The 24,818-nt window shown below is 46.3% G+C and carries 19 protein-coding genes; 11 read left to right on the forward strand and 8 right to left on the reverse strand.

The features are described 5' to 3' along the window. Position 1: 1 nt before the first annotated feature. The 5 genes from WH95_RS20700 to WH95_RS14640 form a co-directional block, all read right to left on the reverse strand. Positions 2 to 1,129 (reverse strand): imelysin family protein, encoded by a 1,128-nt coding sequence (locus WH95_RS20700; RefSeq protein WP_052742053.1) that lies wholly within the window; start codon positions 1,127 to 1,129, stop codon positions 2 to 4. Beyond that, complete coding sequence (locus WH95_RS14625) at positions 1,129 to 2,658, reverse strand: di-heme oxidoreductase family protein (protein WP_046508531.1); 1,530 nt, start codon at positions 2,656 to 2,658, stop codon at positions 1,129 to 1,131. Before WH95_RS14625 ends, WH95_RS20700 begins: the two co-directional genes overlap by 1 nt. A gap of 137 nt (positions 2,659 to 2,795) precedes the next feature. After that, a complete protein-coding gene (locus tag WH95_RS14630) occupies positions 2,796 to 4,082 on the reverse strand; it encodes an imelysin family protein (protein WP_204247802.1) in 1,287 nt (428 codons plus the stop codon). 393 nt (positions 4,083 to 4,475) lie between these two features. After that, the gene (gene bfr, locus WH95_RS14635) at positions 4,476 to 4,955 is read right to left on the reverse strand and encodes a bacterioferritin (RefSeq protein WP_046508535.1); all 480 of its coding nucleotides are present in this window, start codon (positions 4,953 to 4,955) and stop codon (positions 4,476 to 4,478) included. Between the two features lie 301 nt (positions 4,956 to 5,256). Beyond that, positions 5,257 to 6,723 carry an aminotransferase-like domain-containing protein gene (locus WH95_RS14640; RefSeq protein WP_162199392.1) on the reverse strand — a complete coding sequence of 489 codons (1,467 nt, stop codon included), beginning with the start codon at positions 6,721 to 6,723 and terminating at the stop codon, positions 5,257 to 5,259. An 80-nt stretch (positions 6,724 to 6,803) separates the two neighbouring features. Between WH95_RS14640 and WH95_RS20705 the strand changes: the two genes are divergently transcribed. The 6 genes from WH95_RS20705 (at position 6,804) to ettA (ending at position 14,798) form a co-directional block, all read left to right on the forward strand. Continuing rightward, positions 6,804 to 7,418 (forward strand): LysE family translocator, encoded by a 615-nt coding sequence (locus tag WH95_RS20705; protein WP_052742054.1) that lies wholly within the window; start codon positions 6,804 to 6,806, stop codon positions 7,416 to 7,418. A 414-nt stretch (positions 7,419 to 7,832) separates the two neighbouring features. Next, the gene (locus tag WH95_RS14650; RefSeq protein ID WP_046508539.1) at positions 7,833 to 9,347 is read left to right on the forward strand and encodes a helix-turn-helix domain-containing protein; all 1,515 of its coding nucleotides are present in this window, start codon (positions 7,833 to 7,835) and stop codon (positions 9,345 to 9,347) included. A gap of 116 nt (positions 9,348 to 9,463) precedes the next feature. Then, positions 9,464 to 9,847 carry a response regulator gene (locus WH95_RS14655; protein WP_046508541.1) on the forward strand — a complete coding sequence of 128 codons (384 nt, stop codon included), beginning with the start codon at positions 9,464 to 9,466 and terminating at the stop codon, positions 9,845 to 9,847. 61 nt (positions 9,848 to 9,908) lie between these two features. Next, on the forward strand, positions 9,909 to 10,253 hold the full coding sequence (locus WH95_RS21035) for a hypothetical protein (RefSeq protein ID WP_046508547.1): 345 nt from the start codon (positions 9,909 to 9,911) through the stop codon (positions 10,251 to 10,253). After that, complete coding sequence (locus WH95_RS14665) at positions 10,243 to 12,999, forward strand: sensor histidine kinase (protein WP_046508548.1); 2,757 nt, start codon at positions 10,243 to 10,245, stop codon at positions 12,997 to 12,999. Before WH95_RS21035 ends, WH95_RS14665 begins: the two co-directional genes overlap by 11 nt. A gap of 122 nt (positions 13,000 to 13,121) precedes the next feature. Further along, positions 13,122 to 14,798 (forward strand): energy-dependent translational throttle protein EttA, encoded by a 1,677-nt coding sequence (gene ettA / locus WH95_RS14670; protein ID WP_046508550.1) that lies wholly within the window; start codon positions 13,122 to 13,124, stop codon positions 14,796 to 14,798. A 190-nt stretch (positions 14,799 to 14,988) separates the two neighbouring features. Here the strand turns inward: ettA and WH95_RS14675 are convergent, their stop codons facing one another. Both WH95_RS14675 and WH95_RS14680 read right to left on the reverse strand, forming a co-directional pair. After that, entirely contained in the window at positions 14,989 to 15,636 is a 648-nt protein-coding gene (locus tag WH95_RS14675) for an MlaC/ttg2D family ABC transporter substrate-binding protein (RefSeq protein ID WP_052742055.1), read from the reverse strand. A gap of 3 nt (positions 15,637 to 15,639) precedes the next feature. Beyond that, a complete protein-coding gene (locus WH95_RS14680; RefSeq protein ID WP_052742056.1) occupies positions 15,640 to 16,533 on the reverse strand; it encodes an MlaA family lipoprotein in 894 nt (297 codons plus the stop codon). Between the two features lie 396 nt (positions 16,534 to 16,929). On the opposite strand from WH95_RS14680, the gene WH95_RS14685 reads away from it, so the two are divergent. From WH95_RS14685 to WH95_RS14695, 3 genes are all read left to right on the forward strand, one after another. Continuing rightward, positions 16,930 to 17,427 carry a thioesterase family protein gene (locus tag WH95_RS14685; RefSeq protein WP_157845979.1) on the forward strand — a complete coding sequence of 166 codons (498 nt, stop codon included), beginning with the start codon at positions 16,930 to 16,932 and terminating at the stop codon, positions 17,425 to 17,427. A gap of 123 nt (positions 17,428 to 17,550) precedes the next feature. Next, positions 17,551 to 18,096 (forward strand): pentapeptide repeat-containing protein, encoded by a 546-nt coding sequence (locus tag WH95_RS14690; protein ID WP_245622978.1) that lies wholly within the window; start codon positions 17,551 to 17,553, stop codon positions 18,094 to 18,096. Positions 18,097 to 18,391: 295 nt separating this feature from the next. Next, positions 18,392 to 20,170, forward strand: coding sequence for a chloride channel protein (locus WH95_RS14695; RefSeq protein WP_046508554.1), 1,779 nt, complete (start codon positions 18,392 to 18,394; stop codon positions 20,168 to 20,170). 106 nt (positions 20,171 to 20,276) lie between these two features. Here WH95_RS14695 and WH95_RS14700 read toward each other — a convergent pair whose 3' ends face one another. Beyond that, positions 20,277 to 21,410, reverse strand: a complete 1,134-nt coding sequence (locus WH95_RS14700; protein WP_046508556.1) for a succinylglutamate desuccinylase/aspartoacylase family protein — start codon at positions 21,408 to 21,410, stop codon at positions 20,277 to 20,279. Between the two features lie 118 nt (positions 21,411 to 21,528). Here WH95_RS14700 and WH95_RS14705 point away from each other — a divergent pair, with 118 nt between their 5' ends. Both WH95_RS14705 and WH95_RS14710 read left to right on the forward strand, forming a co-directional pair. Next, positions 21,529 to 23,805 carry an ATP-dependent helicase gene (locus tag WH95_RS14705; RefSeq protein WP_046508624.1) on the forward strand — a complete coding sequence of 759 codons (2,277 nt, stop codon included), beginning with the start codon at positions 21,529 to 21,531 and terminating at the stop codon, positions 23,803 to 23,805. Further along, the gene (locus tag WH95_RS14710; RefSeq protein ID WP_046508558.1) at positions 23,805 to 24,683 is read left to right on the forward strand and encodes a 50S ribosomal protein L11 methyltransferase; all 879 of its coding nucleotides are present in this window, start codon (positions 23,805 to 23,807) and stop codon (positions 24,681 to 24,683) included. Before WH95_RS14705 ends, WH95_RS14710 begins: the two co-directional genes overlap by 1 nt. Positions 24,684 to 24,818: the final 135 nt, after the last annotated feature.

Here is a 24,818-nt window from a genome sequence, read left to right on the forward strand (position 1 = left end):
TTTAATCACCATCCAGCGAATTAAAACCGAGGCTGAGACCAAGTTTTTGGGGGATGAGGTCACTAACGATGTAGTGTGCACCCTCTAGCGGAATAAGGGTGAAAGCCAAAGTTTCGTGGGACTCTTTTTGTTTTACCAGTTTTTCCCAGGCAATGTTTTCTTGTTCGAGTTTTCTCAGAAACTTGTTTGTTTGTTCCAGTTCAAATGACAGGGATTTTGCGTAACGTGGGGTTAGTTCTGCCAATCCCCCCTTTATAAAGAGGTCCTCTACGGCATGAAGATTGTTCTGGTATGCGTGGAGAGTTTGGTTGGATCGCCAGAAAGGGGCGCGTTTGGGCTTTGATTTTTCGGGACTTTCCTTGATGGTATTCTGTATCTTGAGGTCCCGCGTACTCTGAATCATTTCACTGCTTATGCGCAGAAGGTCCTGTATGACTTCTGCATCTGATCGGTATATCGGGTTTGTGGGGCCTGTCTCAAGCATTACCGCTGCATAGCCAGAGGGGGATGACCAATCGCCAATAATTTTCTGTGCTGTCGTTTGTATTGCTCGGGTGATGCTTACCCCATAATTGCACCGATAGGACTGAGGATTAGCTGTTGCGAGCATTTCTGAATTTTTTCCAAAGAGAACATATTCAAGAGCAAGTACCCCCTGAACTGCAACGCTTTTCTTTTGGAGAGTTTCTTTCGTCAGGGCTGTTTTATCTTGGGTATCTATAAGTTTTCGGACCTGGCGTAATCCAATGGATTTGCGGTCGGGCCAAAAGAATAGCTTTTCTTGCCTGTTGTTTTTTATGGCGGGGCCAATACGATACATTTCAACGCCAGACCATGCACCGACAAGCGGACGAAAAGCCTGTTGAGCCTTCGTCAGGTTTTCTTCACTTGGTTGTTCACACAATTTTGCCAGATGATTTTCTTGTGCGTTGGCGACATCAGCTAGATTTTTGTATCCCGGCAGGATTGCTTTCTCAATAGTTTGCCTGATTATTGGTTTGAAGTTTATTTCCGGGGTTTGCCCCCAGGCGTTTACAGCGGTACCTGCAATTAAAATTCCGGCAAACACAGGACTAATTAGTCTGCTCAATCGCGGTTTTGGATTGGATTTGAAAGGGAGATTTATCATTACAGGGATTCCAGAAAAGTAATCAGGGATTTTCGTTCTTCAGGGGACATTGCGACAACATTGTCTCTGGCCTGTTTGGCTTCGCCGCCATGCCAGATAATTGCTTCTAGCAGATTCCGGGCCCGGCCATCATGGAGAAAATAGGTGTGTCCATTTACTTTTTCTGTCAACCCAATTCCCCACAATGGGGGTGTCCGCCACTCGCGGCCGGTTGCGTTGCCAACTGGACGATTGTCAGACAACCCTTCGCCCATGTCATGAAGCAACAGGTCGCTATAGGGCCATATCAGCTGGAATGCTAATTCTTTCTGGGCGGCATCTCGACGGGTAACAAACTTTGGCTTGTGACAAGAAATACATCCGCTTTTGTAGAAAAGTTCTTTGCCTTTTAGAACCGTTGGGTCGTTGACGTTGCGCCGTGCCGGAACAGCTAGGTTGCGAGAATAAAAAACAACCAGATCCAATACTTTCTGTGGGGCTTCGCCTTCGCCCAGATTGTGTTGTGATCCATGCGGCTGCGAAAGGCAGCTGGGTTGTTTTTCTGTGCAATCGCCCCAATGTGCTGTCAAATCCGGGGTAGATAGACCGATATCCCCGGCAAAAGCATTGACCGATTGGGTGTGAACGTTTCTGTTCGATGCTTTCCAGCCAAAGCGACCGATTTCCTTTTGTCCTGTTTCAGGATTGAGAACCAAGCTGGCTTTGCCGGATATACCGTCGCCGTCTTTGTCTTCGGGGTCTGCCAGATTCAAAAGGTCCTGTTCATGGATTTCTTCCAGAAGTCCAAGCCCAATCATCGGTGGGGCAACCCTGGGGGAAAGCATAACTTCCGGATCCATATCACCATAAGCTAATTCAGCAACGCTGTAGCTCGGTCTGCGTAAAGAAACACTTTCGCCCCCCTCTAGTTCGACAACTTCTTCTTCATAAGAAATTCGCATCTTACCTTCGGCGGGCAGGCCCGTTACCGCTTGGTCCTGCAACTGTCCGCCATAGGTCGGTTCTGGAATGCGGAGTAGTGTGCCTGTGGTGATGGCCTGTTTTTCTGCATCCGTTCTGGGTGGGACTGAAAGGCGTAAAAACATAGAGGTCGCCAAGTCTTCATTACTTTCGGGCGGGTGCCCCCGACCATCCTGTAAGTGACAGCGTTGACAGGACCTGGCATTGAATAGAGGTCCAAGCCCGTCGGAAGCTTTGGTAGAGGAGGGGGACGAAACCCAGATTTTCTTAAAAAGGCTGTTGCCTAACTTAAAATCTCGTTCTCCCTTGAAAGGTAAATTCGCCGAAGAATGGGAAAAGGATTTTGATGTGACTGATTTTTTTGATGTTGGCGCCCCTGCAGACTTGTTTTCAAAGGCCTCTGCTTTGGTGAAGTCACTGGTCGGTTGGGTGACTTTTTCAACACGCTTAAGATCTTGAACACTAAGGTCATCTCGGGATGGTTGAGCAAGGGCCGTGGCAGGGATAAGCGTCATCCCACAGAGAAGAGCGCAATAGAGGGACAGGCATTTACCAAATGACGTGGGCATCTTGTTTTAATCGATGATTAGAATATATGAAATGGGCAGCCCTGAATTCAGAACTGCCCACAAACTAGCATAACTAAATATTTTGGATAGATAGACACGTAGTCGCAGTGACCATGTATCTATAACCATATCATTTTTTAGTTAAAAACCGCATTCGGGTTGTCAAGACTATCTGAGCCTTCGACTTCAATAGCTGAAAGACCAAGTGCTACAACAGCGCGCTCAATCGAGCGTGTCTGGTCAATCAGGCCATCAATTGCTTTTTGAACAACTGCATTCCCGACAACATTACCTTCACCAATCATTTGGTCATAGGCTTCGATGCTTTCTGCGCGTGCTTTCATGACAGCCATGGATGTTACAGTTGCATCCAGCTTTGCGGTCAATTCGCTATCAACCGCAGCATCTTTTGCTTTTACAAGATCAGAAATGGACGGACCACTTACAACAGAACCGTCAAGGCGACGATAGTGACCAGTGTACACATTGCGAATACCGATTTGGTCAAAGTAGTGAGAGTTATGAGTGTTATCAGAGAAACAGTCGTGTTCTTCTTCTGGATCGTTGAGCAGAAGGCCTAGCTTCATACGCTCACCCGCAAGCTCACCATATGAAAGAGACCCCATGCCTGTCAGAATTGTTGTCAGGCCGGCAGAGGCGTCCTTTAGAAGGGCCGTTCTTGCAGCGCCTTTCTCATCCCAGTTTGCTTTCATTTCTTCCAGATCTGCAATCAGAAGGGTTGAAGCAGATTTCAGGTACTGAGCGCGACGATCACAGTTGCCGCCTGTGCAGTTTTTAACGTCAAAGTCTGTTGCCGGACGGCTACCAGCCCCTGCACCATTGCCATTCAGGTCTTGCCCCCAAAGGAGGAATTCGATCGCGTGGTATCCTGTGGCGACGTTTGATTCAACTTCTTCTGCTTCGTGCAGTGTTGCAGAAATCAATTCTGGTGTGATTTTAGAGGCATCAACTTCCTTACCGTTTACGGATAGTTTGGAATTTGCAATAACGTTCACAGTGTACAACGCGTTTTCGTCTGACTCGTCACCATATGATGTATCAACATAGTCAATCAAACCTTCGTCAAGAGGCCAAGCGTTAACGCGGCCTTCCCAATCATCAACGATGGCATTACCAAAACGGTAAACTTCGGTCTGCTGATAAGGGGCACGTGCGGAAACCCATGCTGCACGAGCCGCGTTCAGGGAGGCAGAAGTAGGCGAAGCAATTAGTTGATCAATCGCACTATCCAAAGCTTTTGCAGAGATCAGTGAATCTTCGAAACCTGCCTGGGCGATGTTTGCGTAGTTGTTCAAGACGCTTTTTGCGTCAACAGTGTCTGCAAATGCAGTACCTGTACCGAGTACAGTTAGAACGGTAACAGTGCTTGCTACACGCGCAGCTTTTTTAAGAGCGTGACTCATTTTCATTCCAATTTAGTTTTGGTCAGTTTCGTTTAGACCAATTCAGTTTTGGCTATTTTGGCTTTAATAGCCGGGCGATAAAACGTTTTGCTTGTAGAAGAAAGCAAAAGCAGTTGAGTGTTATTCGCAATTAATTAGCATGTTTGAGAATGAGTTGCAATTTCGTAATTGCTCTTTTTGAGAGAAAATATCTTACTTATATGGTCGGATATTTAGGAGAAATCCTTTGTGCTTAATAGGTTATGTTGGAAAAGATAATCGCAAATTATATGAAGTGATTTGATTGGTTGTAAAAAAGCCAGCTGCAAAATGCAGCTGGCTATAACATGAAAAAAACGTCAACATATTTCAGGACGAGTCAGGCTATATTGACTCAACAGAGTTCAGGGAAGCTTAGTCACCTTCGACTTTACTCTGGGATTGGATGTAGTTCTGAATACCAACACGTTTAATCAATTCAAACTGTGATTCCAGGTGATCCACGTGCTCTTCTTCGTCAACCAGAATTTCACGAAGCAACTCGCGGCTTCCATAGTCTTTAACGGACTCGCAATAGGCAATGCCTTCTTTGTAAACTTCGACGGCTTCCAGTTCTCCGGCCAGATCACACTTTAGGATCTCTTCGACATCTTCGCCGATTTTGAGTTTGTTCAAGTTTTGAAGATTTGGGAAACCATCAAGAAGCAAAATGCGATCCATCAGCTTGTCAGCGTGTTGCATTTCTTCGATAGATTCTTTGTACTCATGTTTAGCAAGACCTTCGACGCCCCAGTCTTGCAGAAGCTTGGAGTGTAGATAGTATTGATTAATCGCCGTTAGTTCATGCGTTAGAGCGGTGTTCAGGTGCTCGATGACTTTTTTGTCGCCTTTCATGATATCCTCGCTTTTAATTCGTTCTTCGTGAAATTTATTATCTTACTGCGGTTTGTAATCTACTTTAGAATCTTTCCAATAATGTAAATTGTCTGGCGAAAATTTCAAGTATTTTATCTGAAAAAATAGTGAATGATAATGATTATTAATTGCCTAATTATTATCTTGTAAGTATATTTTTGTGTAATCTCATGTTGTTTGTAGGATGGGATTTGTTTTTATTAATAATTTGGTGTTTTTGTCGCTATTTTCATGTTTATCGTTTTTGTATAATTTGTTTAATATTCTTGCTTTTCTTTTATTAAAAGAAGTCGCACGAAGTTTCATTTGGATTTGATAAAACAGTCTTAAGCTTTATTAGGGCTTTTTCTAGTTTTTGTGCTGTTTCAGGTGCCATGATTGAGAGCCTGACATTGTGTTTTCCTGCTGTGGCGTTATTTGCGAAACGGTTACCATCGAGAATATGGACTCCGGCTTCGGCAGCGCGTCGCACAAGTTGGGGGATTGAAATGTCTTGGGAAAATTCGATCCAGGCATGCGATTGACAGATCTTGAGGCTAGTTGCGTATGGGGAAAGAGTACGGATCGTTAAATCATGACGTTGCTTCGCCTCTTTCCTTATTTCTTCTAAAAACGAAATAAGATCGTCTTGCCGTCCAGCAATTTCTATGGCTGCGTTGATGAGTATGGGGGAAACCATCCAGGTCTGAGCTGTAATCCCTTGGGCCATAAGCATAGTGATATGGGGTGGTGCAATTGCAAAACCTATTCGAAGAGAGGGGGAAATCCTTTTTGCCAGACCGCTTAAATAAATGGTTTGTTCAGGGAAAAGGTGTGCGTAGGGGGGCGGTGCATCTGGATATAAAAATCCGTAAATATCATCTTCTATAATCAATACATCATATTTTTGCGCAATGAGGCCAATTTCTTTCCGTCGGGAAAGCGGCGTAGTGATACAAGTTGGATTGTGACCCGTCGCCGTTGTGACAAGAATACGGATGCGACCCTTTTTACAATGCTGCTCAAAAGAGATGGGGCAAATACCAAATTCATCGGTTTCTACTGTTATGTTTGAAAGGCCTAATTGGGATATAGCGGCCCTTACCCCCGGGTAGCTAAGGGGTTCGAGGCATATTGTATCCCCCGGTGTTGTCAGGCGTCCCAAGGCGGTGTAAACGCCGTTTTGAGCCCCATGGTTGATGAGTATTCTGTCCTCGCCGATTTCCTGAAGTAAGGGTGGTAAAAAGGCACGTAAGGCCAGTTTTTGTTGAGTGTCACCAAAGCCATCGCGATAGGTCATAAGATTAAAGCTCGATGCTTTGGTTGATGTTCGCTGAAGTGCCCAGCGAATTATTTCTTCCCCCCAGTCATTGGCAATAGCATTCATGCCTAAATCAATCATCTGCCCCAAATCAGTTGCCTGGCCAGTGTTAACGAGGGGGGCTTTCTGTGATTGCAGGGGATTAGGTAAAATAACATCAGCCCCAATATTTGTGGCTTCTTGAACAAAGGTACCCTGACCAACCCTGGCATTGACTAATCCTTTGCGTTCAAGGGAGCTGTAAACCCGTGACATTGTGCCTAGGCTGCATTTGGCTTCCCATGCAGCCGTTCGCAGAGGAGGTAGCTTCTCGCCAGGTTTTAGAATGCCATCACGGATGGCGCCTTTAAACAGCTGTTCCAGATGGGCGTACTTTTGACCTTGGTCGGATTTGTTTTCTGCAATGAGCGTTAAAATTGTCATAGGAACAATATAGTAATTGTTCAATGAACATTTCAATATAAATATTTAAAGGTGAATTGTAATCAGCCACCTGGTTCAGGTGTGAGTGAAAGGGGCATTATGTTATGCCAATTGAAAATATTATTCCTGCGTTGGTTTTTGCCGCGGTCATGTCTGGTACGCCAGGGCCCGCAAATATGATATTGATGGCAACGGGGGCAAAGCTCGGTTTTCGTGGCGCTTTTCCTTTTACCATGGGGGTGCAAAGCGGTTTCTTTCTGGTCCTTGCCGTTGCGGCCTTTGGGGTCACAAGTCTCTTAAAAGGTGTCCCGGGATTGGCGCCGGTTATAACAGTTATTAGTAGTGGGTATCTGTTATATTTGGCATGGAAAATAGCGCGTTCAGATCCTGGAAAGCTGTCAGGCGGGGAAAGTGTTAGTGCTGTTGGCTATTTGAATGGTTTGATTGTGCATCCAATGAACCCAAAGGCTTGGTTAATGGCAACAACCGTATTTGCCCAGTTTACAAGCCAATCCAGCCCGGTATGGGAGCAATGGGGCGTTATGTGTTTGATTTTTATTGTTGGTGGGTTTCCCACAAATTGTATGTGGTCCTGGTGCGGTTCTAGAATAATTTCTTCCATTCAAAGCCCGCAGAAACGTTTGATTATAAATGGGGTGCTGGCTGTTTTGACCGTTGCGATTGTGGCGTATATGGGAATTGGTCAGATGATGGCCTAAAAGAAAGTAGGTCAAGATCAAAAAAAGACGAGAGGGGCTTAGCCTCTCTCGCTCAGTAAGGTCGATAGAGCTTCACTGGTTACAAAGTTGGCGGTAACCAGTTTGCCTATATCCCCAAGGTGTTTTTTAGCTCGGGCGAAAACACAAACGCCCGAACAGACCTCAGAGATTAGTTCTCTGCCATAATCTGTTGTTTATCATCACTCTCTAGAGAAATGCGAACATCACAGGGCAGAAGTACGATGGCCATGCACAAAGCCACAACTAACAAAATCAAGCACAGGGACTGACTTGTTCGTATGGTGCGAAAGTAGAATTGATTGATAATTCTGGCAATAAAACGTTGTGTTGTTTTGCAAATTTTGTAAAAATATTTAGGTAAATTTTCTAAATTTTGTGAAAGCTGTAAATATTATGGCGCGACAAGTCTTTGCGGGGCGAAAAATTCGCCATCTACGCAGCCAGATTGGCCTTACACAACTAGCCATGGCAAAGAAAATAGATATTTCTGCGGCGTACCTGAACCTTGTCGAACATAATCAGCGGCCTTTGTCGCGCAAGCTTCAAAAGAAATTGGAAGAAGCCTTTAATGTAAAGGAAGGTGAGCTTACGGGGGGAGAGGAAGCGCGGTTACTTTCGGCAATGAATGAGCTTTTTGCCGACCCGTTGTTTGAGCGATCAAGACCAGATACAACCGTACTTGGTGATTTTGTCGCGATGCACCCTGAAATCAGTCGCGCACTTTTAAAGCTTTATCGTGCCTTTCGAAATGCCCGCGAAGATACGCTCAAGGCGCGTGAGTCTATTTCGGCGGATCCCTATTTTACTGAAACCAGTCATCAACTTTTGACCCAGTTAACGTCAATTCGATCCTTTGCTGAAATTCTGCAGGATAATGATGATCTTTCCGAGCATCAAAGAGAACGCTTTACCAATGTTTTGGTTGATGAAAGTCAGAAGCTGACCTCTATGGTTGGAGAGTTATTTGATTTCATTAATGGTGAATCTAAAAAGGGAACTTTGTTAAGTGAAACGCCCACTGATGAAGTTGTGGATATGCTTTCGGCCAATGACCATTATTTTCCGGTATTGGAAGCTGCAGCTGAAGAACTACGAGGTCGATTAGGTGAACCCAAGCCTTATGGGCTGTTCGATGCTTTGGCAAAGTATCTGGATCAACAGCTGGGTATTCAGGTCGAGATTGTTCCGGTTTCTTCTCAGGGGACTTTGCAGCGCGGTATGTGGGAATTGGAAGGTGAAGATGGCGGAACTCTTCGGCTTATGGAAACCTTGGCAACCAGCTCGCTTAATTTCAGGATGGCACGGATCATTGCCGAAGTGGCCTATGCCGATGTGCTGGAAAAGGTTCTTGCGGATGTGCCGCTTAGCAGCGATGAAGCGCAAAGCTTATGTTTAAAGGCTCTGGGCAGCTATTTTGCCGGGGCAGTGATGATGCCATACAGCGTTTTCCGGATTGCTGCTTATGATCTTCGTCATGACATAGATCTGCTACGTCGGCGTTTTCGCGCCGGGTTTGAACAAGTTTGTCATCGCTTGACAACCTTGCAAAAACCCGAAGAGGAAGGCGTGCCTTTTCATTTTATTCGCGTTGATCTTGCAGGGCAAATATCAAAACGTTTCAGTGCATCCGGCCTGCGTATTCCACGGTATGGTGTTTTATCGCCGGATTGGGGTGTACAGGATGCATTCCTAAAGCCAGGACGGATTAATCTCCATTCTTTGCGGGACGAGGATCAAAGTGTTTATTTTTCGATTTCAAAGACCGTGACAAAACCGGGTGTAATGGTCGGGCAGGCGGGAAATACCTATGCTGTTAGTTTGGGGTGTGAAGCATCATTTGCGCGGCATGTGGTTTATGCTGACGGTGTGGATTTTTCCCATCCAGATAGTGTTTTGGTTGGAAATTAAGGTCATCAACATTTTCAGAATGAAATCACAGCTTGGCAAAACACCTGACCAGATTGTAATGTAGGGCCTACAGGGAATGGAAAAAGAGATAACCGGATAGTGGAGAAAGGCAGAAAATGCCTCAGACGGTTCTTGTGGTCGAAGACGAGCCTCATATTGTCGACTCATTAAGCTTTTTGATGAAAAAAGCTGGCTTCGAAGTCTTTATTGCGCGTGATGGCGATGCAGCATTGCGGATGGTAAAAAGCCGCCCGCCTGATCTTATGCTACTGGATATCATGTTGCCAAGAAAAGACGGTTTTGAAGTGTTGAAATCTGTGCGTTCAAATGATGCATGGAAAGATATACGCGTTATTTTGCTTACGGCAAAAGGGCGTGATGTTGATCGATTAAAGGGGATGGAACTCGGAGCAGACGATTTTGTGACGAAGCCTTTTTCCACAAAAGATGTTGTTCGACTGGTTAAGCAACATCTTGGAGTTGAAGAGAAACTGGCATAGCACTCGACTTATCACGTCACTGATAAGATCTACTAGTTTGCATCCCTTAGAAGGAGTACGAGTGAGCCGTCCTGGTGATAAAGGCGATCGCAGTATAGCGCTTTTTCTATTGGCGCTACTGCTTTTTAGCCCTCTTTTTTTATCTATTTTTAGTGGCGAGAAGCTAATCTGGGGTCTTCCGCCCTTGTTTCTGTACCTCTTTGCCGCATGGGGCGGGATTATCTTGGCTGTCGCTTGGTCCGCATCAAAGGATGCTGATGATGCGACACGTTCTCTTGAAAGAAATGAATCGTCTGTAATTGATACTTTAGTGTCCGATCACCACAGTGATTTAAATCCAAGCCTTTCCGATCAAGAAGGGAAAGAACAGACAGCTACAGTAAAAGGTAATGATCATGCTGGTTGATTGGATCATTATACTTTCTTCGTTCGGTTATTTGCTTGTTTTATTTGCGATTGCCTATGTTGCCGACAAACGTGCTGAGCGTGGTGCTGGGATTACATCCCATCCCTATATCTATGCACTTTCGCTGGGGGTTTATTGTACGTCCTGGACCTTTTATGGTTCCGTGGGGCGCGCGTCATCCAGCGGGTTGGACTTTTTGCCTATTTATTTGGGACCAACGCTTGTTTTTATTCTCTGGTGGTTGGTTGTTAAAAAGATAATCAGGATCACCAAAGCCCACCGCATCACGTCGATTGCTGACTTTATATCTTCTCGCTATGGTAAAAGTACGCCTTTAAGTGCTTTGGTTACCGTGATCGCTGTTGTGGGCATTGTGCCCTATATATCTCTGCAGCTTAAAGCCGTTGCAACAAGCTTTAATGTTTTAAGTCAGTACCCCGAGGTTGTTGCACCGCTTAATTCCCCCCCGATTGCAACGGTTGCTGATACAGCCTTTTGGGTGGCGTTGGTTTTGGCTATATTTGCGATCCTGTTCGGCACACGACACATTGACAACAGTGAACACCACGATGGTGTGGTGGTTGCTATTGCTTTTGAATCTGTGGTGAAGCTTTTTGCTTTTCTTGCTGTTGGTATCTTTGTCACTTTTGGGCTTTATGACGGATTTGGTGACCTGTTCCAGCAAGCATCAAAGGTGCCCGAACTTGTGCAACTGATGACTTTTGAAAAAGAGGGGGCCTATATCACATGGGTAACCTTGACCACCTTGTCTATGGTTGCTGCGGTGTGTTTGCCCCGGCAGTTTCAAGTCATTGCTGTGGAAAATGTTAATGAGCCAGAGCTTCGTAAAGGCGTTTGGCTTTTCCCTCTCTATTTACTGGTGATCAATATATTTGTTTTGCCTATAGCGCTTGGAGGGATGCTGCAATTTCCCCGGGGCGACGTTAATGCAGATACTTTTATTTTGACGCTTCCGATGGCCCATGGGCAAGAAATGCTGGCGTTACTGGTTTTTCTGGGGGGATTATCTGCCGCCACCTCTATGGTTATTGTTGCCACCATCGCCTTGAGTACGATGGTTTGTAACGATCTGGTGATGCCTGTGCTTTTGCGATGGAATTGGTTGGGATTAAGAAAAAGAAGCGATTTTACCGGTGTCTTACTTTTTGTAAGGCGTAGCAGTATTATCCTGATCCTCTTGTTCGGGTATGCCTATTTTCGCTTTTTGGGTGAGAGCGATGCCTTGGTGACAATCGGCCTGATCTCGTTCGCGGCAGTATTTCAATTTGCCCCGGCAATGATTGGGGGGATGTTTTGGAAAGGTGGCAACCGAAAAGGGGCTTTGGTGGGGCTTTCCTGTGGGTTTGTTATTTGGGCCTATACGCTTCTTTTGCCCTCGTTTGCAAAATCGGGATTACTGCCGATCACCTTTATTGCCGCCGGGCCATGGGGCATAGAATTACTCAGACCCTATGAGCTATTCGGATTGCAGGGGCTGGATCATCTAACCCATGCGTTATTCTGGACAACGGTTTTTAATGCCGGGTCCTATGTGTTTGTTTCTCTCTATACACGGCATTCAGCCATTGAGAGGGTGCAAGGAGCCTTGTTTGTCGATGTTTATCGTTACGCAGATCAAGGTCCACGTTCACAGCTATGGCAAGGTTCTGCATCTGTTGAAGATTTGTTTAATCTGCTTGTTCGGTTTTTAGGGCGTGCCAGAGCTGACAGGGCTTTTAGTGGATATTTCAGGGATAGAGGGTTAGAGCGCCGGCGGGTTATTGCTGCAGATGCGGACCTTGTTCATCTGACAGAACGTTTACTCTCTGGTGCTATTGGTGCTGCTTCGGCGCGTGTGATGATTTCTTCTGTGGTTAAGGGGGAGGTTGTCCGGCTCGAAGAAGTTATGACGATTTTGGATGAAACGTCGCAGGTAATTGAATACAGCCAAAATCTGGAACAGAAATCCAAGGAACTAGAAAGTACCACGGCACAATTACGGGCTGCGAATGAACGGCTTCAGGAACTTGATCGTCTAAAGGATGAATTTTTATCCACCGTCAGTCATGAATTAAGAACACCGCTTACGTCTATTCGTTCATTTAGTGAAATTCTAAGTGATCATCCCGATCTGGAGGACGAAGAAAAAAGCAGATTCTTAGGGATTATTGTAAAGGAGAGTGTTCGTTTAACCCGCCTTATTAATCAGGTGCTTGATCTGGCCAAAATTGAAGCGGGGCAAATGGAGTGGGTCTTGGAGGATCTGGACATTCCCCAGGTTGTTGAGAATGCGATGGACACCATGTCTGCAATCCTGAGTGAAAAAGACATTGTTCTTGATGTTGATTTTGAACCGGGTTTACCAGAAATCAGGGGGGATAAAGATCGACTGATGCAGGTTTTCGTAAACTTGCTTTCCAATGCGGTTAAGTTTTGTGACGAAGATCAGGGACGGGTCAAGGTATCTGTTTTTCGACAGGGGCAAGAGATTGCTATTACTGTTGCGGATAATGGGGGCGGTGTCCCCTGGCAGGCGCGTGAGCGCATTTTTGATAAATTTCACCAATCCCGCGAAGGTCTTGCCGATAAACCACATGGAACTGGTTTGGGATTGAGCATCTCACGACAGATTGTTCAATATTTCGATGGTCGTTTGGAGTTGGTTGAGACAAGTAGTAAGGGATCAGTTTTTGGTGTCTTTTTGCCTGTATCTTCAGCTCAGATTGTCGCAAAGGCTGGTGAATAGAATGATCGCTGGCTTGGGACCAATCTTTGGCTGGGGTGATTGCGTCTGACTGTTCAATAGGGTAAAACCGCATCAACGCAGGATCTCTGCAAAATTCTATATACCATTAATTGGAGCGCCGAATGGCATCATATCAGTACATCTATCAAATGGATGGGGTTTCTAAAACCTTTCCCGGTGGAAAACAGGTTCTAAAAAACATTCATTTGAACTTTCTTCCTGGCGCAAAAATTGGCGTTTTGGGACTGAATGGTTCAGGTAAGTCGACCTTGATGAAAGTCATGGCTGGTCTCGATAATGAAATAAATGGTGAAGCCCGTGCTGCCGATGGTGTAAAGGTTGGTTACTTACCTCAGGAACCCCAACTTAACCCGGACAAGGACGTGGCAGGGAATGTTTTTGAGGGCGTTGCCGAGACAAAAGCGTTGCTGGAAAATTTTGAGGCATTGAGCGCAAAGTTTGCTGAAGTTGATCCGGATGAAATGGATGATTTGATCGCACAACAGGGCGAGCTTCAGGAAAAGATTGATGCCATGGATGCGTGGGATCTTGATCGTCAGGTTGAAATTGCCATGGATGCGTTGCGCTGCCCGCCGGGTGATGCTGATGTAACAAAGCTTTCTGGTGGTGAGCGCCGTCGTGTTGCCTTATGTAAGTTGCTTTTATCCTCGCCTGATATGCTTCTTCTTGATGAGCCAACCAACCATCTTGATGCTGAATCAGTTTCTTGGCTAGAACGCTTCCTGGAAGACTATAAAGGGACTGTTGTGTGCGTGACGCACGATAGATACTTCCTGGATAATGTTGCGGGCTGGATTTTGGAGCTCGATCGCGGTGAAGGTATTCCTTACGAAGGAAACTATTCAAGCTGGTTGGAACAAAAACAGAAACGTCTTTCTATTGAAGAGAAGCAGGAAAGCGCGAAACAAAAATTCCTCAAAGATGAATTGCAATGGGTGCGTCAGGGGGCAAAAGCACGCCAGACAAAATCCAAAGCACGTCTGCAGGCTTATGAGACACTTGTTCAGGAAGAAAGCTCTCGCGCGCCTGACCCTGGTCGGATTGTTATCCCGCCAGCACCGCGTTTGGGTGATCTGGTTATCGAGGCAAATAACCTTTCAAAGGCTTTTGGTGACAAGCTGCTGATCGAAAATTTGAATTTCAAGATTCCAAAAGGAGCGATCGTCGGCATCATTGGGCCTAACGGTGCTGGTAAAACAACATTGTTTAGAATGATCACTGGACAGGAAGAGCCAAACGAAGGGTCTTTGAATGTTGGTGAAACAGTTGAAATTGGATATGTTGATCAAAGCCGTGATGCTCTATCTCCTGAAAAGAATGTTTGGGAAGAAATCTCGGACGGTCTTGATGTGATTGAAATCGGTAAACACACCTATCAGTCGCGTTCTTATGTCGGGGCATTTAACTTCAAAGGGGGCGATCAGCAAAAGAAAGTAGGTCAACTTTCTGGTGGTGAGCGTAACCGTGTGCATCTTGCAAAGATGCTCAGAAAGAGTGCAAACGTCATTCTTCTGGATGAGCCGACGAACGATCTTGATGTTGATACGTTGCGCTCTCTTGAAGAATCCATTCTTGAATATAGCGGCTGTGTTCTGGTGACATCACACGACCGCTGGTTCCTGGATCGTATTGCCACGCATATCCTTGCTTTCGAAGGGGACAGCCAGGTTGTCTGGTTCGAGGGGAATTACGAGGACTATGAAGCTGACCGCAAACGTCGTTTGGGCGCAGAAGCTGATCAACCACACAGGATCAAGTACAAGCCTTTGAAACGATAGAGACCTGCTTTATCAATTCTCAAAGATGATGAAAGGTGCTGGAAGCAGATTTGTTTCTGGCACCTTTTTTTATGAACAAAGAAAAAGAACTTTAGGCAATCAGCGGCGTTTGAGAGCAGCGCTTCTTTTTCCTGAAAAAAAAGCCCCGGATCGTTAAACCCGGGGCTTTGTCTTTTTTGTGTGATTTGTTCTAGCTGCTTTCTTTTGGAGCAAAATCACCCGATTGTACTTTTTTCCGCAACTTACTGTTCAGTGCCGAAAGATCACCCCCAAGGCTTTTAAGGGCAGAGGTGTAATCAGATCGGTAAGTAGATCGTAGGCTAATGCCTTCGGCTGCGATGTCGGTGACGATATGGGAAGAAGCTTCGTCTTTCTTTTCAACACGCCACAGTATCTGGGCGGGTTCACCGTTTTCAGTTTTAACTGTACTGAAGACAATAAAAAAAGATTTTTTTGGAACAACCTTTGTTACTTCAAAATCAGAACCAGCGTACTGATTGAAGGTTGGCAAGAAGCGCTGAACCATGATGTCTTCAAATATCGCTATGAATTCGTCGCGATGCTCAGTCTCGGCTTTGCGCCAGTATTTTCCAATTACAAAGCGCGCGATACCCTCGACATCAAAGTTTTCGTTCAGGAGAGTACGGAATTGCTTTTCGCGCTCTTCTTCAGATACATCTTCGTTTGATAGCTGGGTAATCGCTTTTTCCTGCAGGGCTTTTAGAAATAGACCTGCGTCATCGTCTGCGTTGGCAGTGCCATTAAAAGCGGCCAAACAGAAAGCAGCCCCCGCTAGGAGGGCTGCAATGTTTTTTATAAAGCAAGAAATGTGCTTCATCGTTTATTCCACAAGAGAAACTTGGTCGTCATCTTCTGGGAAGATGTCTGTTAACCCCGGTGCCAATGTTGGTTCTACATCACCGTCGTTAATTTCGTTCACACGTTTTTGGTGATATAGCGAACGAACACGTGCATAGAAGTCAACTGAATCACGTTCCAGTTCATCCAGCGTTTCAATGTTACGTGATCTTTTGTCGACACCATCGGTCACTTTACGCGCAATCAGAACTTCTGTTTTTGCAACATACGTCAATGGATCCAGAAGCGCGTCACCGATCAGGCCAACACCGTCACGGACGTTTGATGGGCCAAGAATTGGAAGGACCAAGTAAGGTCCCTCGGGAACGCCCCAAGTTCCTAGTGTCTGTCCAAAATCTTCTGCGTGGTATTCCAAACCAGTTTGACCGGCCACATCTGCCAAGCCACCAGCACCAGCAATTGTGTTCACCAAGAAACGAGCAAAAGTATTTTCTGCTTTTTCAATATCACCCTGAAGAAGATCATTCGCAAGAATAACAGGCGAGTATGAGTTTCTGATGAAATTACGAACAGAATCGCGAATAGGAGATGGAACAATAAAGCGATAACCTTCTGCAACGGGGCGGAAGATCAGTGTATCTGCTGCATCGTTGAATGCGAAAATAAAGCGGTTAACGGTTTCAATTGGATCATTGTCACCTTCGTCAACTGCGGCTGCGCTTTCAGTTTGCGCCCACTGGTCATCAGTGCTTGCGTTTGCTTCTTCTTGCAGCGTTGAATTTGGCTTGCTGGCACAGCCTGTCACAAAAATAGCAACAGCAGTAAAAGCTACCAAACGTTTAATTAGTCGAGAATTAATCTCGGACAAAATACCTAACCCCACGACATTTCGCCTATCATTTGTTTCTACGGTCATAACACTTGTCCACCAGAGACCCCCCTGACATCTGCTTTTAGTACACGATCTATTCCAAGCGTATTCCAAGGCAAATGCGTATGAACAAAACAAAATACTTAAATGCTCTTAAAAGGTAACAACAATACAGTCTTTTAAAGAGTACAAAACTTAGTATGGTTGATTATCACAGGCTTGATAGCAAAACCAGTCATAAGAGTAATTAAATGCGGTAGAAGAAACATACTGTTGCATTTTTGCATCATCATGCATTGATTTGTTTTAAATTTTAGCGAAATAGGGCGTGCGAATCTTCGTTAGGGTAATGTTTTTTTAATCTTTTTTCCATGGTGTGGTTTTTTATGGATTCGTCAAATAATGTGTTGGTTTCTTGTTTACCGGTAGAGGAATAAAGGCGTGATTAATTCGAACGAGGTAATGCCTCTGGTCACTTATAAGGGGAGTGTTCCATCCGAATGGCTTGATTACAATGGGCATATGAATGTCGCTTATTATATGCACGTCTTTTGCGATGCGACGGATGCTTTTTTAGAATTTTTTGGTGTGACTGAAAGTTATCGGCAAGAAAAAAGCTGCTCAACCTTCGTTGTTGAAAACCATGTTAATTACATAAAAGAGCTTCATCATGGGTCGAAGATGAAGGTGGAAACAAGGCTACTCGGCTATGATCGAAAAAAAATGAGCTATCATCATTCCCTTTATAATGTTGATGCCGGGTATTTAGCTGCGACGTCTGAATGGATATCTCTTCATGTAGATTTGGAAAAACGTGCATCATGTGAAATGCCTGATACATTGGTTGGCAACCTGAAAGAGATATATGAGGCTCAACAAAGCATGCCCTTGCCTGTGAACATTGGGCGTTCAATAATGTCTTGGGATATTAAGTCCTGAGTTATTTACTCAATGGTTTGACCCAATTATGTCATGGCCAACTATGTCGTGGCCAAGGATGTCAGGGGGGGATCTGCAAGGAATGTGGTTTGGCTCGGGCTGTAGGCTGGGAGGGAAGCAGAGGTGAATTTACTTGAAGTTAGGGCGTTGATTTCTAACATTAAGATTATGAAAAAATGTCTTTATCTTGCGATTCTCGCTTTTGCCTGTTTTCAGTCACCTACTGATGTTTATGCTGCCTGTACAGATCCGGCTGGACCAGATGTGAACTGGCAACGCTGTAATATGGATGGCTTGAGTCTCGATAATGTTGACCTATCCAGCGCTCGCCTGCGAGATACCAGCTTTTTGCGGGGGTCGCTTGATGGCGCAGACCTTAAAAATGTTTCTGCCTTCCGCACCAAATTTGTCAGTTCTTCCTTGGTTGATGCGAATTTCTCTAAGGCATCTTTGCCGGAAGCCGATTTCACCAAAGCTGATTTGCGGGGCGCTAACTTCACAGGGGCAAATTTGAAACGAGCCCGACTTTTTAAAACCGTGTTAAGAGGCGCAAACCTGACAAAAGCTAAAATTGAGGGGGCAGACTTGACGAAAGCTGACTTGTCTGGTGCGACTTGGCTTGATGGAAAACGTATTTGTGCCGAGGGATCAATCGGTCGCTGTATGTAATTCGTATATGAATGCTTTTGGCGTGAAGGTTGATAATTTTAATCGGCGTTAATGTCTATCCTTTCTAAGGCTGTTTTGAGTAATTTTATAAAAAAATCGATTGTTCTGGTGGAACTATAATTTCCATAGCGTTATAACCATTATTAGAACTATTAAATACTTTAGCTGTGGATGGCGGTCCTGCTTATTTTAACCTGTACTTCTTATTTATCCCGGAGGATGGGGATAAACGTAATCTGTATGATCAGTTTATGCAGAAAAGCGATCCTTTATCCTTTGGTTATATGGGGCCGATATGTCTAGGGATAAAGCGCCCCGGTTGTCGCCGTTACAACAGATCAAGCAATTCATACAGAATGAGCAGGTTATTCTTTCGTCACTTGCTGTAATTATAGGGGTGGCAGCCGGACTTGCCGCTATGGCATTCCGTCATTTCATTGATCTTGTCCAGATGTTTTTCTACGGGTTTCAAGGCGAGAAAGTATCTGCGGGAATGGCCGGGTTACCTTGGTGGCAAATTGTTCTGGTGCCCGTTATTGGTGGTGGGATCGTTGGGTTGTTTATTCGATACTTCTTGCCAGATGGTAAACCACAGGGGGTTCCGCACGTCATAGAGGCTACCGCGCTAAAAGGTGGCCGCATGTCCTTGAAAATTGGTGTCAGAGCTGCCATTGCATCAGCATTCTCGATTGGGGTCGGGGCGTCCGTCGGGCGTGAGGGGCCCGTTGTTCATCTGGGGGCATCAATTGGCGCATGGCTTTCAAAACGGCTACACCTCGGATATTCACTCTTCCGCACGCTGTTGGGCTGTGGCGTTGCTGCGGCTATTGCGACATCTTTTAATGCCCCGATTGCGGGGGTCTTTTTTGCTTTGGAAGTTGTTGTCGGTCATTACGCGCTTTCTGCCTTTGCCCCGATTGTTATCGCGTCCGTTGTCGGTACGATTATCAGCCGCATTTACTATGGTGATTTTCCGGCCTTTATTCTGCCCAAGGCAATGTCCTTGTCATCATTCTGGGAATTCCCGGCCTTTGCCCTTCTGGGCATTATTTCAGCTTTGGCGGCCATTGCTTTTATGTGGTCGGTGATTTTTGCAGAAGATACCTTTAAGAAACTGAATGTTCCCTTCTGGGGAAAACCGATGATCGGTGGGCTGGCACTGGGTGTTATGGCTCTTGTCTTCCCACAGGTTCTTGGTGTTGGTTATGAAGCAACCGATGCGGCCTTGTCAGAACTTTACCCCCTTTGGTTGTTATTGGCTTTGATTGTGGTGAAGACCATCGCAACCGCGATTTCCTTGGGATCTGGCTTCTCCGGGGGCGTATTTTCGCCATCGATCTTTCTTGGGGCAATGGTCGGTGGTGCCTATGGCATTATTGCGACCAGTATTTTTCCCGAACTCTCTTCCGGAACGGGGGCCTATACCGTGATTGGCATGGGGGCTGTTGCCGGGGCGGTTCTTGGGGCACCAGTCTCAACCATCCTGATGATTTTTGAGCTGACAAACGACTATGCCCTAACCATTGCCGTTATGATTGCGACTTCCCTTTCCAGTGTCATCACGCAGCAGGTTCACGGCCGCTCTTTTTTCATGTGGCAGCTTGAAAGGCGGGGCGTTGAAATTCGGGGCGGGCGCGAAGCCAGCCTGATGCGATCTATCACCATATCTCATATGGTACATTGCGAAGTATCAACTGTTGATACGACCGCGGATTTGCAGCATGTCAGGGAAGAGATCAGGAAAACACGGCTGGGACAGGTCTTTGTGATTGATGAGGAAGAACGACTTAAAGGATCGATCACTTTTATTGAGCTGGCTGATGGGCTGGATTTACAGGAAGAAAAGGGTGTTGCCCTTACGGCACTGGATATTGCGCGCACCAAGGCTGTTCAGCTAGAGGAAGATTCTAATATTGAACAGGCACTTCAGGCCCATGGGGCAAGTGGAGAGGTTTATATCCCCGTGATTGATGAAGAAGGTGTTCTGAAAGGTGTCTTACACGAACACGATGTGGCACTCGCCTATAAAAAAGCGATGGAGCAGGCCCGGGCAGAAGAGCGTGGCGACATGTAACAGTTTCTGTAAAATTAGATCAAAAATTGTATTGATATAGATAAGGGCTGAAAACGCTATATGGTTTCAGCCCTTAATTTTTTAAACACGATTCTCAAAATGAGATTTAGTCTTCGAGAAGATAGCCTGATTTGAGTGGTTCTTTGCCCGCAACCTTGCCGACAACAAGGCCCGGTTTGACGGCTTTGTGCTGGCGGCGTGTAAAGAAAATTCCATCTGTTCCAGCATAGATCGGCGTGCGAGATTGTGTCGGATCTTCAGCTGCGGGGTCAATCAGCGTTGCGATTTGATCGCCTTTTTTCACCATGTCACCCAGTTCTCGGCAATAGGTCACAAAGCCTGCGCCCGGTGAGGGAATAATCTCACAAGCGTCAGTACCTGTTGCATCACACAAAGGTGCAGACAGAGGGCCTGCGTCGCCTTTGATCAGGCCGCGACGAACAAAGAATTTATAGAGTGCATCGGCATCTTTTGCCCCGATTTCGTCCGAGACGTCTGGGCGTCCGCGATGTTCAACCGTCATCGACATGGTTGCCTGCGGAATGGTTGCATCCGGGAACAGACGTGAAAGCTCCGCCCAGGGGCGCGTATATACCTCGTCAAAGCTGCCGCCACCTGAATTTTCAGCCATCATGACGGCTGCTGCGCCGAAATCGGCGGCAAAATCCTGACAATCTGGCCAGTTGAGGTCAGATATATAAAGATATGGGAGAGATTCATCATCGCAATGAAGATCAAAGACATAGTCAGCGCGGGCGGCTTCTTTTGTCAGTATCTTGCGAAGGCTTTCGAATTCGCTTGTTGGTGTCACTTCGTCCAGAACGCCCTGCATTGTTGCCCTAATAAGTTGAACGTTGCTATCTGCATCTGTTCCAAGTTTGCCAACAAGACGATCTTTCATCATTGCGGTTAGATCATACCAACCACGGTTAAAGTTACCTTCACCGCCACGGTGAACACGCCCTAGAAGAATGTCATCTTCAAATTGATCCAGGCCAATAGGGTTGGCAAAGGGAACAACAACGATTTCGCCCTTTATCAAGCCCTGTTGATCTGCGTCTTCGAGACGTTGCAGCAAATGATGAGTGCAAGCCATTGCCGGCGTTTCATCTGCGTGTAGGCAAGCTTGTACATAAGCAACTTTACCATCTGTGCCTGCACCGTAGCGATGCATGGTGACGACCCGTTGTGTACTTGGTGTTTCGGAAAGCAGCGCGTGGCGCTCTGTAATACGGGTCATGTTTTTTCCTGTATGTTCTTGTGGTTCAGAGTTTTGCATAACATAAAGAGTTGTTTGATCTTTAGGTCAAGAGGTAAAAGTGGATGAGCTTGCCGAGAAGCTGCGTTATAAACCAATCATGATAAACGAATCGCAAATGCAAAACGACGGGCTGCCGCCCTATCTTACCGGTCTTAATGAATCGCAGATGGATGCTGTTCAGACCACTGATGGACCTGTTCTTGTGCTGGCTGGTGCCGGGACCGGAAAGACACGCGTTCTAACCACACGGCTTGCCCATATTCTGGCGACGGGGAAAGCTTTCCCGGGGCAGGTGCTGGCTGTGACCTTTACAAACAAAGCCGCGCAGGAAATGAAGGAGAGGGTCGCTGGCATCCTCAATGAACCTTCTGTCGAACGCTGGTGGTTGGGTACTTTTCATGCCATTGCGGTTCGTATGTTGCGGGCTCATGCCGAGAAGGTTGGCCTGGGAACTGACTTTGCGATTATTGATACAGATGATCAGCTGCGTCTGGTAAAGCAGCTTCTGAAAGAAAATAATCTCGACGATAAAAAATGGCCGCCGAAATCGGTTCTCGGTGTTATTCAGCGCTGGAAAGATCGCGGGCAAACGCCGGATCATGTTTCTGCCAACGAAGCCAAGGAATTTGCCGGCGGACGTATTCATAAAATTTACCAGAGCTATCAGCAGCGCATGAAAGAACTCAATGCCTGTGATTTTGGTGATTTGCTGTTGCATACTCTGGTTATTTTTCAGACCTATCCGGATGTTTTAGCGGATTATCATCGGCGTTTTCACTATATTCTTGTTGATGAGTATCAGGATACCAACGTGGCCCAGTACCTTTGGTTACGTCTTTTGGCCCAAGGGCATCAGAATGTGTGCTGTGTTGGGGATGATGATCAATCCATTTACGGATGGCGTGGGGCCGAGGTTGGCAATATCCTGCGATTTGAAAAGGATTTTCCCGGCGCTAAAGTTGTCCGTCTGGAACGGAATTATCGTTCGACCGGACGTATTCTTGCCGCGGCATCTTCTGTGATCAGCCACAACGAAGGTCGTTTGGGCAAGACGCTTTGGACGGATGATGATGACGGCGAGATGATTCGTGTTCGCGGCCTTTGGGATGGCGAGGCTGAAGCCCGGTTTGTCGGCGAAGAAACGGAAAGCTTACAACGCAAGGGGCAATCATTGGATCAGATTGCTGTTCTTGTTCGGACGGGGGCCATGACCCGTGAGTTTGAAGAGCGTTTTTTGACGTTGGGTATCCCTTACCGGGTGATCGGCGGTGCACGGTTTTATGAACGTCTGGAAATCCGTGATGCCTTGGCGTACCTGCGCCTTGTGAATTCGGCGGATGACAGTCTGGCGTTTGAGCGGGTTATCAATACGCCGAAAAGAGGGCTTGGTCCTGCGGCCGTCAGCGTGGTTCATCAATTGGCCCGTCAGATCGAGACATCTTTGTTTAAGGCGGCGCAGGAAATCGTTGAAACGGATGAGCTGCGTCCAGCAGCACGCAAGTCGATGGCCGGCTTTGTTGCACAGGTTGAACGTTGGCAGGGTTTGAAAAATGATATCCCGCATCCAGAGCTAGCTGACCTTATTCTGGAAGAAAGCGGTTATCTGGAATTCTGGCAGAATGACAAATCAGTTGAAGCCAAGGGACGCGTTGAAAACTTACGTGAGTTGGTGAATGCCTTGGGTGAGTTCGAGAGTCTTCCCGATTTTCTGGAACATGTCAGTCTTGTGATGGATACCAACAGCCAACAAAACCAGGACATGGTGTCTATCATGACCTTGCATGGTGCCAAGGGTCTTGAATTTGAAACTGTTTTCTTGCCGGGTTGGGAAGAGGGATTGTTCCCGAACCAACGCGCAATGGATGAACAGGGTCTGAAAGGGCTGGAAGAAGAGCGTCGATTGGCTTACGTGGGGTTAACCCGGGCCAGAGAACGCGCCATTATTTCCTTTGCAGCCAACAGACGTATGCATGGGTCGTGGGCCTCGGCAATTCCGTCACGATTTGTCGATGAGCTTCCCCATGAACATATTGAGCGGGAAAGTGATCGTGGTATCTATTCTGCACCGTTAGAGCCATCATACGGTGGCTTTGGCTCTGGTAGAGGGTGGCAGGATAATGATCGGGTTAGTCCGGGCATGCAGCGTGCTAGAAGTTATTCAAGTGGTGAATCTCAGCTTGTTCGACAAGCAGCGCAAAAGGTTTCAGAAAGTAAAAGCGGCTTCGGGCGTGGAGAGCGTGTTTTCCATCAAAAATTCGGTTACGGGTTGATCACTTCAGTAGAAGGCGAACGCCTGACAATTTCTTTTGATAAGGCTGGAAGTAAAAAAGTTCTGAGCAACTTTGTGGTTCCCGCTGAACAGGCAGGTATGTAATGAAAGAAGATAATTCCGCAGTTTGGGTTGTTGCCCTGGATATAAAAGAGGTCAACTTGCCTATCTATGAGCTTGCTCTGGAGCCGCTAGATGGCGCGATAGTCACAACGAACCCCGACGCAGCAGGCATTGTTTCCGTTAAGCTGTATGTTGACGGAAAACCATCTGATGAACAGGTGAACAGTATTTTGGCAAGCACTGCCGAAATTATAGGTGGCGATGTTCCTGAAGTAACGATCGAACAGCTTCCCGATGTTGATTGGGTTGCTGAGAGTCAAAAAGCTTTGCCGCCAATTGTCGCGGGAAAGTTCTTTGTCCACGGATCGCATGTCACAGAACAACCGCCCGAAGGTTCGGTGCCTTTGTTGATAGAGGCAAATGTTGCCTTTGGTACCGGACAGCACGATACAACCAAAGGGTGCCTGATTGCTCTCACGGATTTGGCCGAAGACAGAAAAATTGCCAATGCGCTGGATATGGGCTGTGGGTCAGGTATCTTGTCCATGGGGATCAAGATCCTGTGGAATTGCCCGGTTCTGGGGGTGGATATCGATGCTGATTCCGTGCGTGTGGCGCTGGAAAATGCCGAGCTGAATAATGTTTCGGATATCACAGGTGTTTGTGGTGATGGCTACAATGCGCCGGAAGTTACCGCTCGGGGGCCCTATGATCTGATTGCAGCAAATATTCTGGCTGAACCGCTGTGTCAAATGGCGCCATTACTGGAAAAGAATTTGGCGCAAGGCGGAATTGCGGTTCTGTCCGGGTTACTCATTACACAGCAGGATAAAGTTGTGAAGGCGCATAAAGCGCTGGGGTTGAAAGTTATTCGTGAGCTTCATTTAGGTGAATGGGCAACGCTCGTTCTGTCACGATAAAAGTGAAGTCAGATTTATTGTAATAAAAGAAAGGCCGATGTTGAATTAACATCGGCCTTTCTTTTTCTGGCTAAATAAAAAAACGCGCCGGAGTTTCCGGCGCGTCAGACCGTTGACAAACCCCGTCGATTTTCG

The organism is Kiloniella litopenaei (genome assembly GCF_000982415.1).
Lineage (GTDB): Bacteria > Pseudomonadota > Alphaproteobacteria > Kiloniellales > Kiloniellaceae > Kiloniella > Kiloniella litopenaei.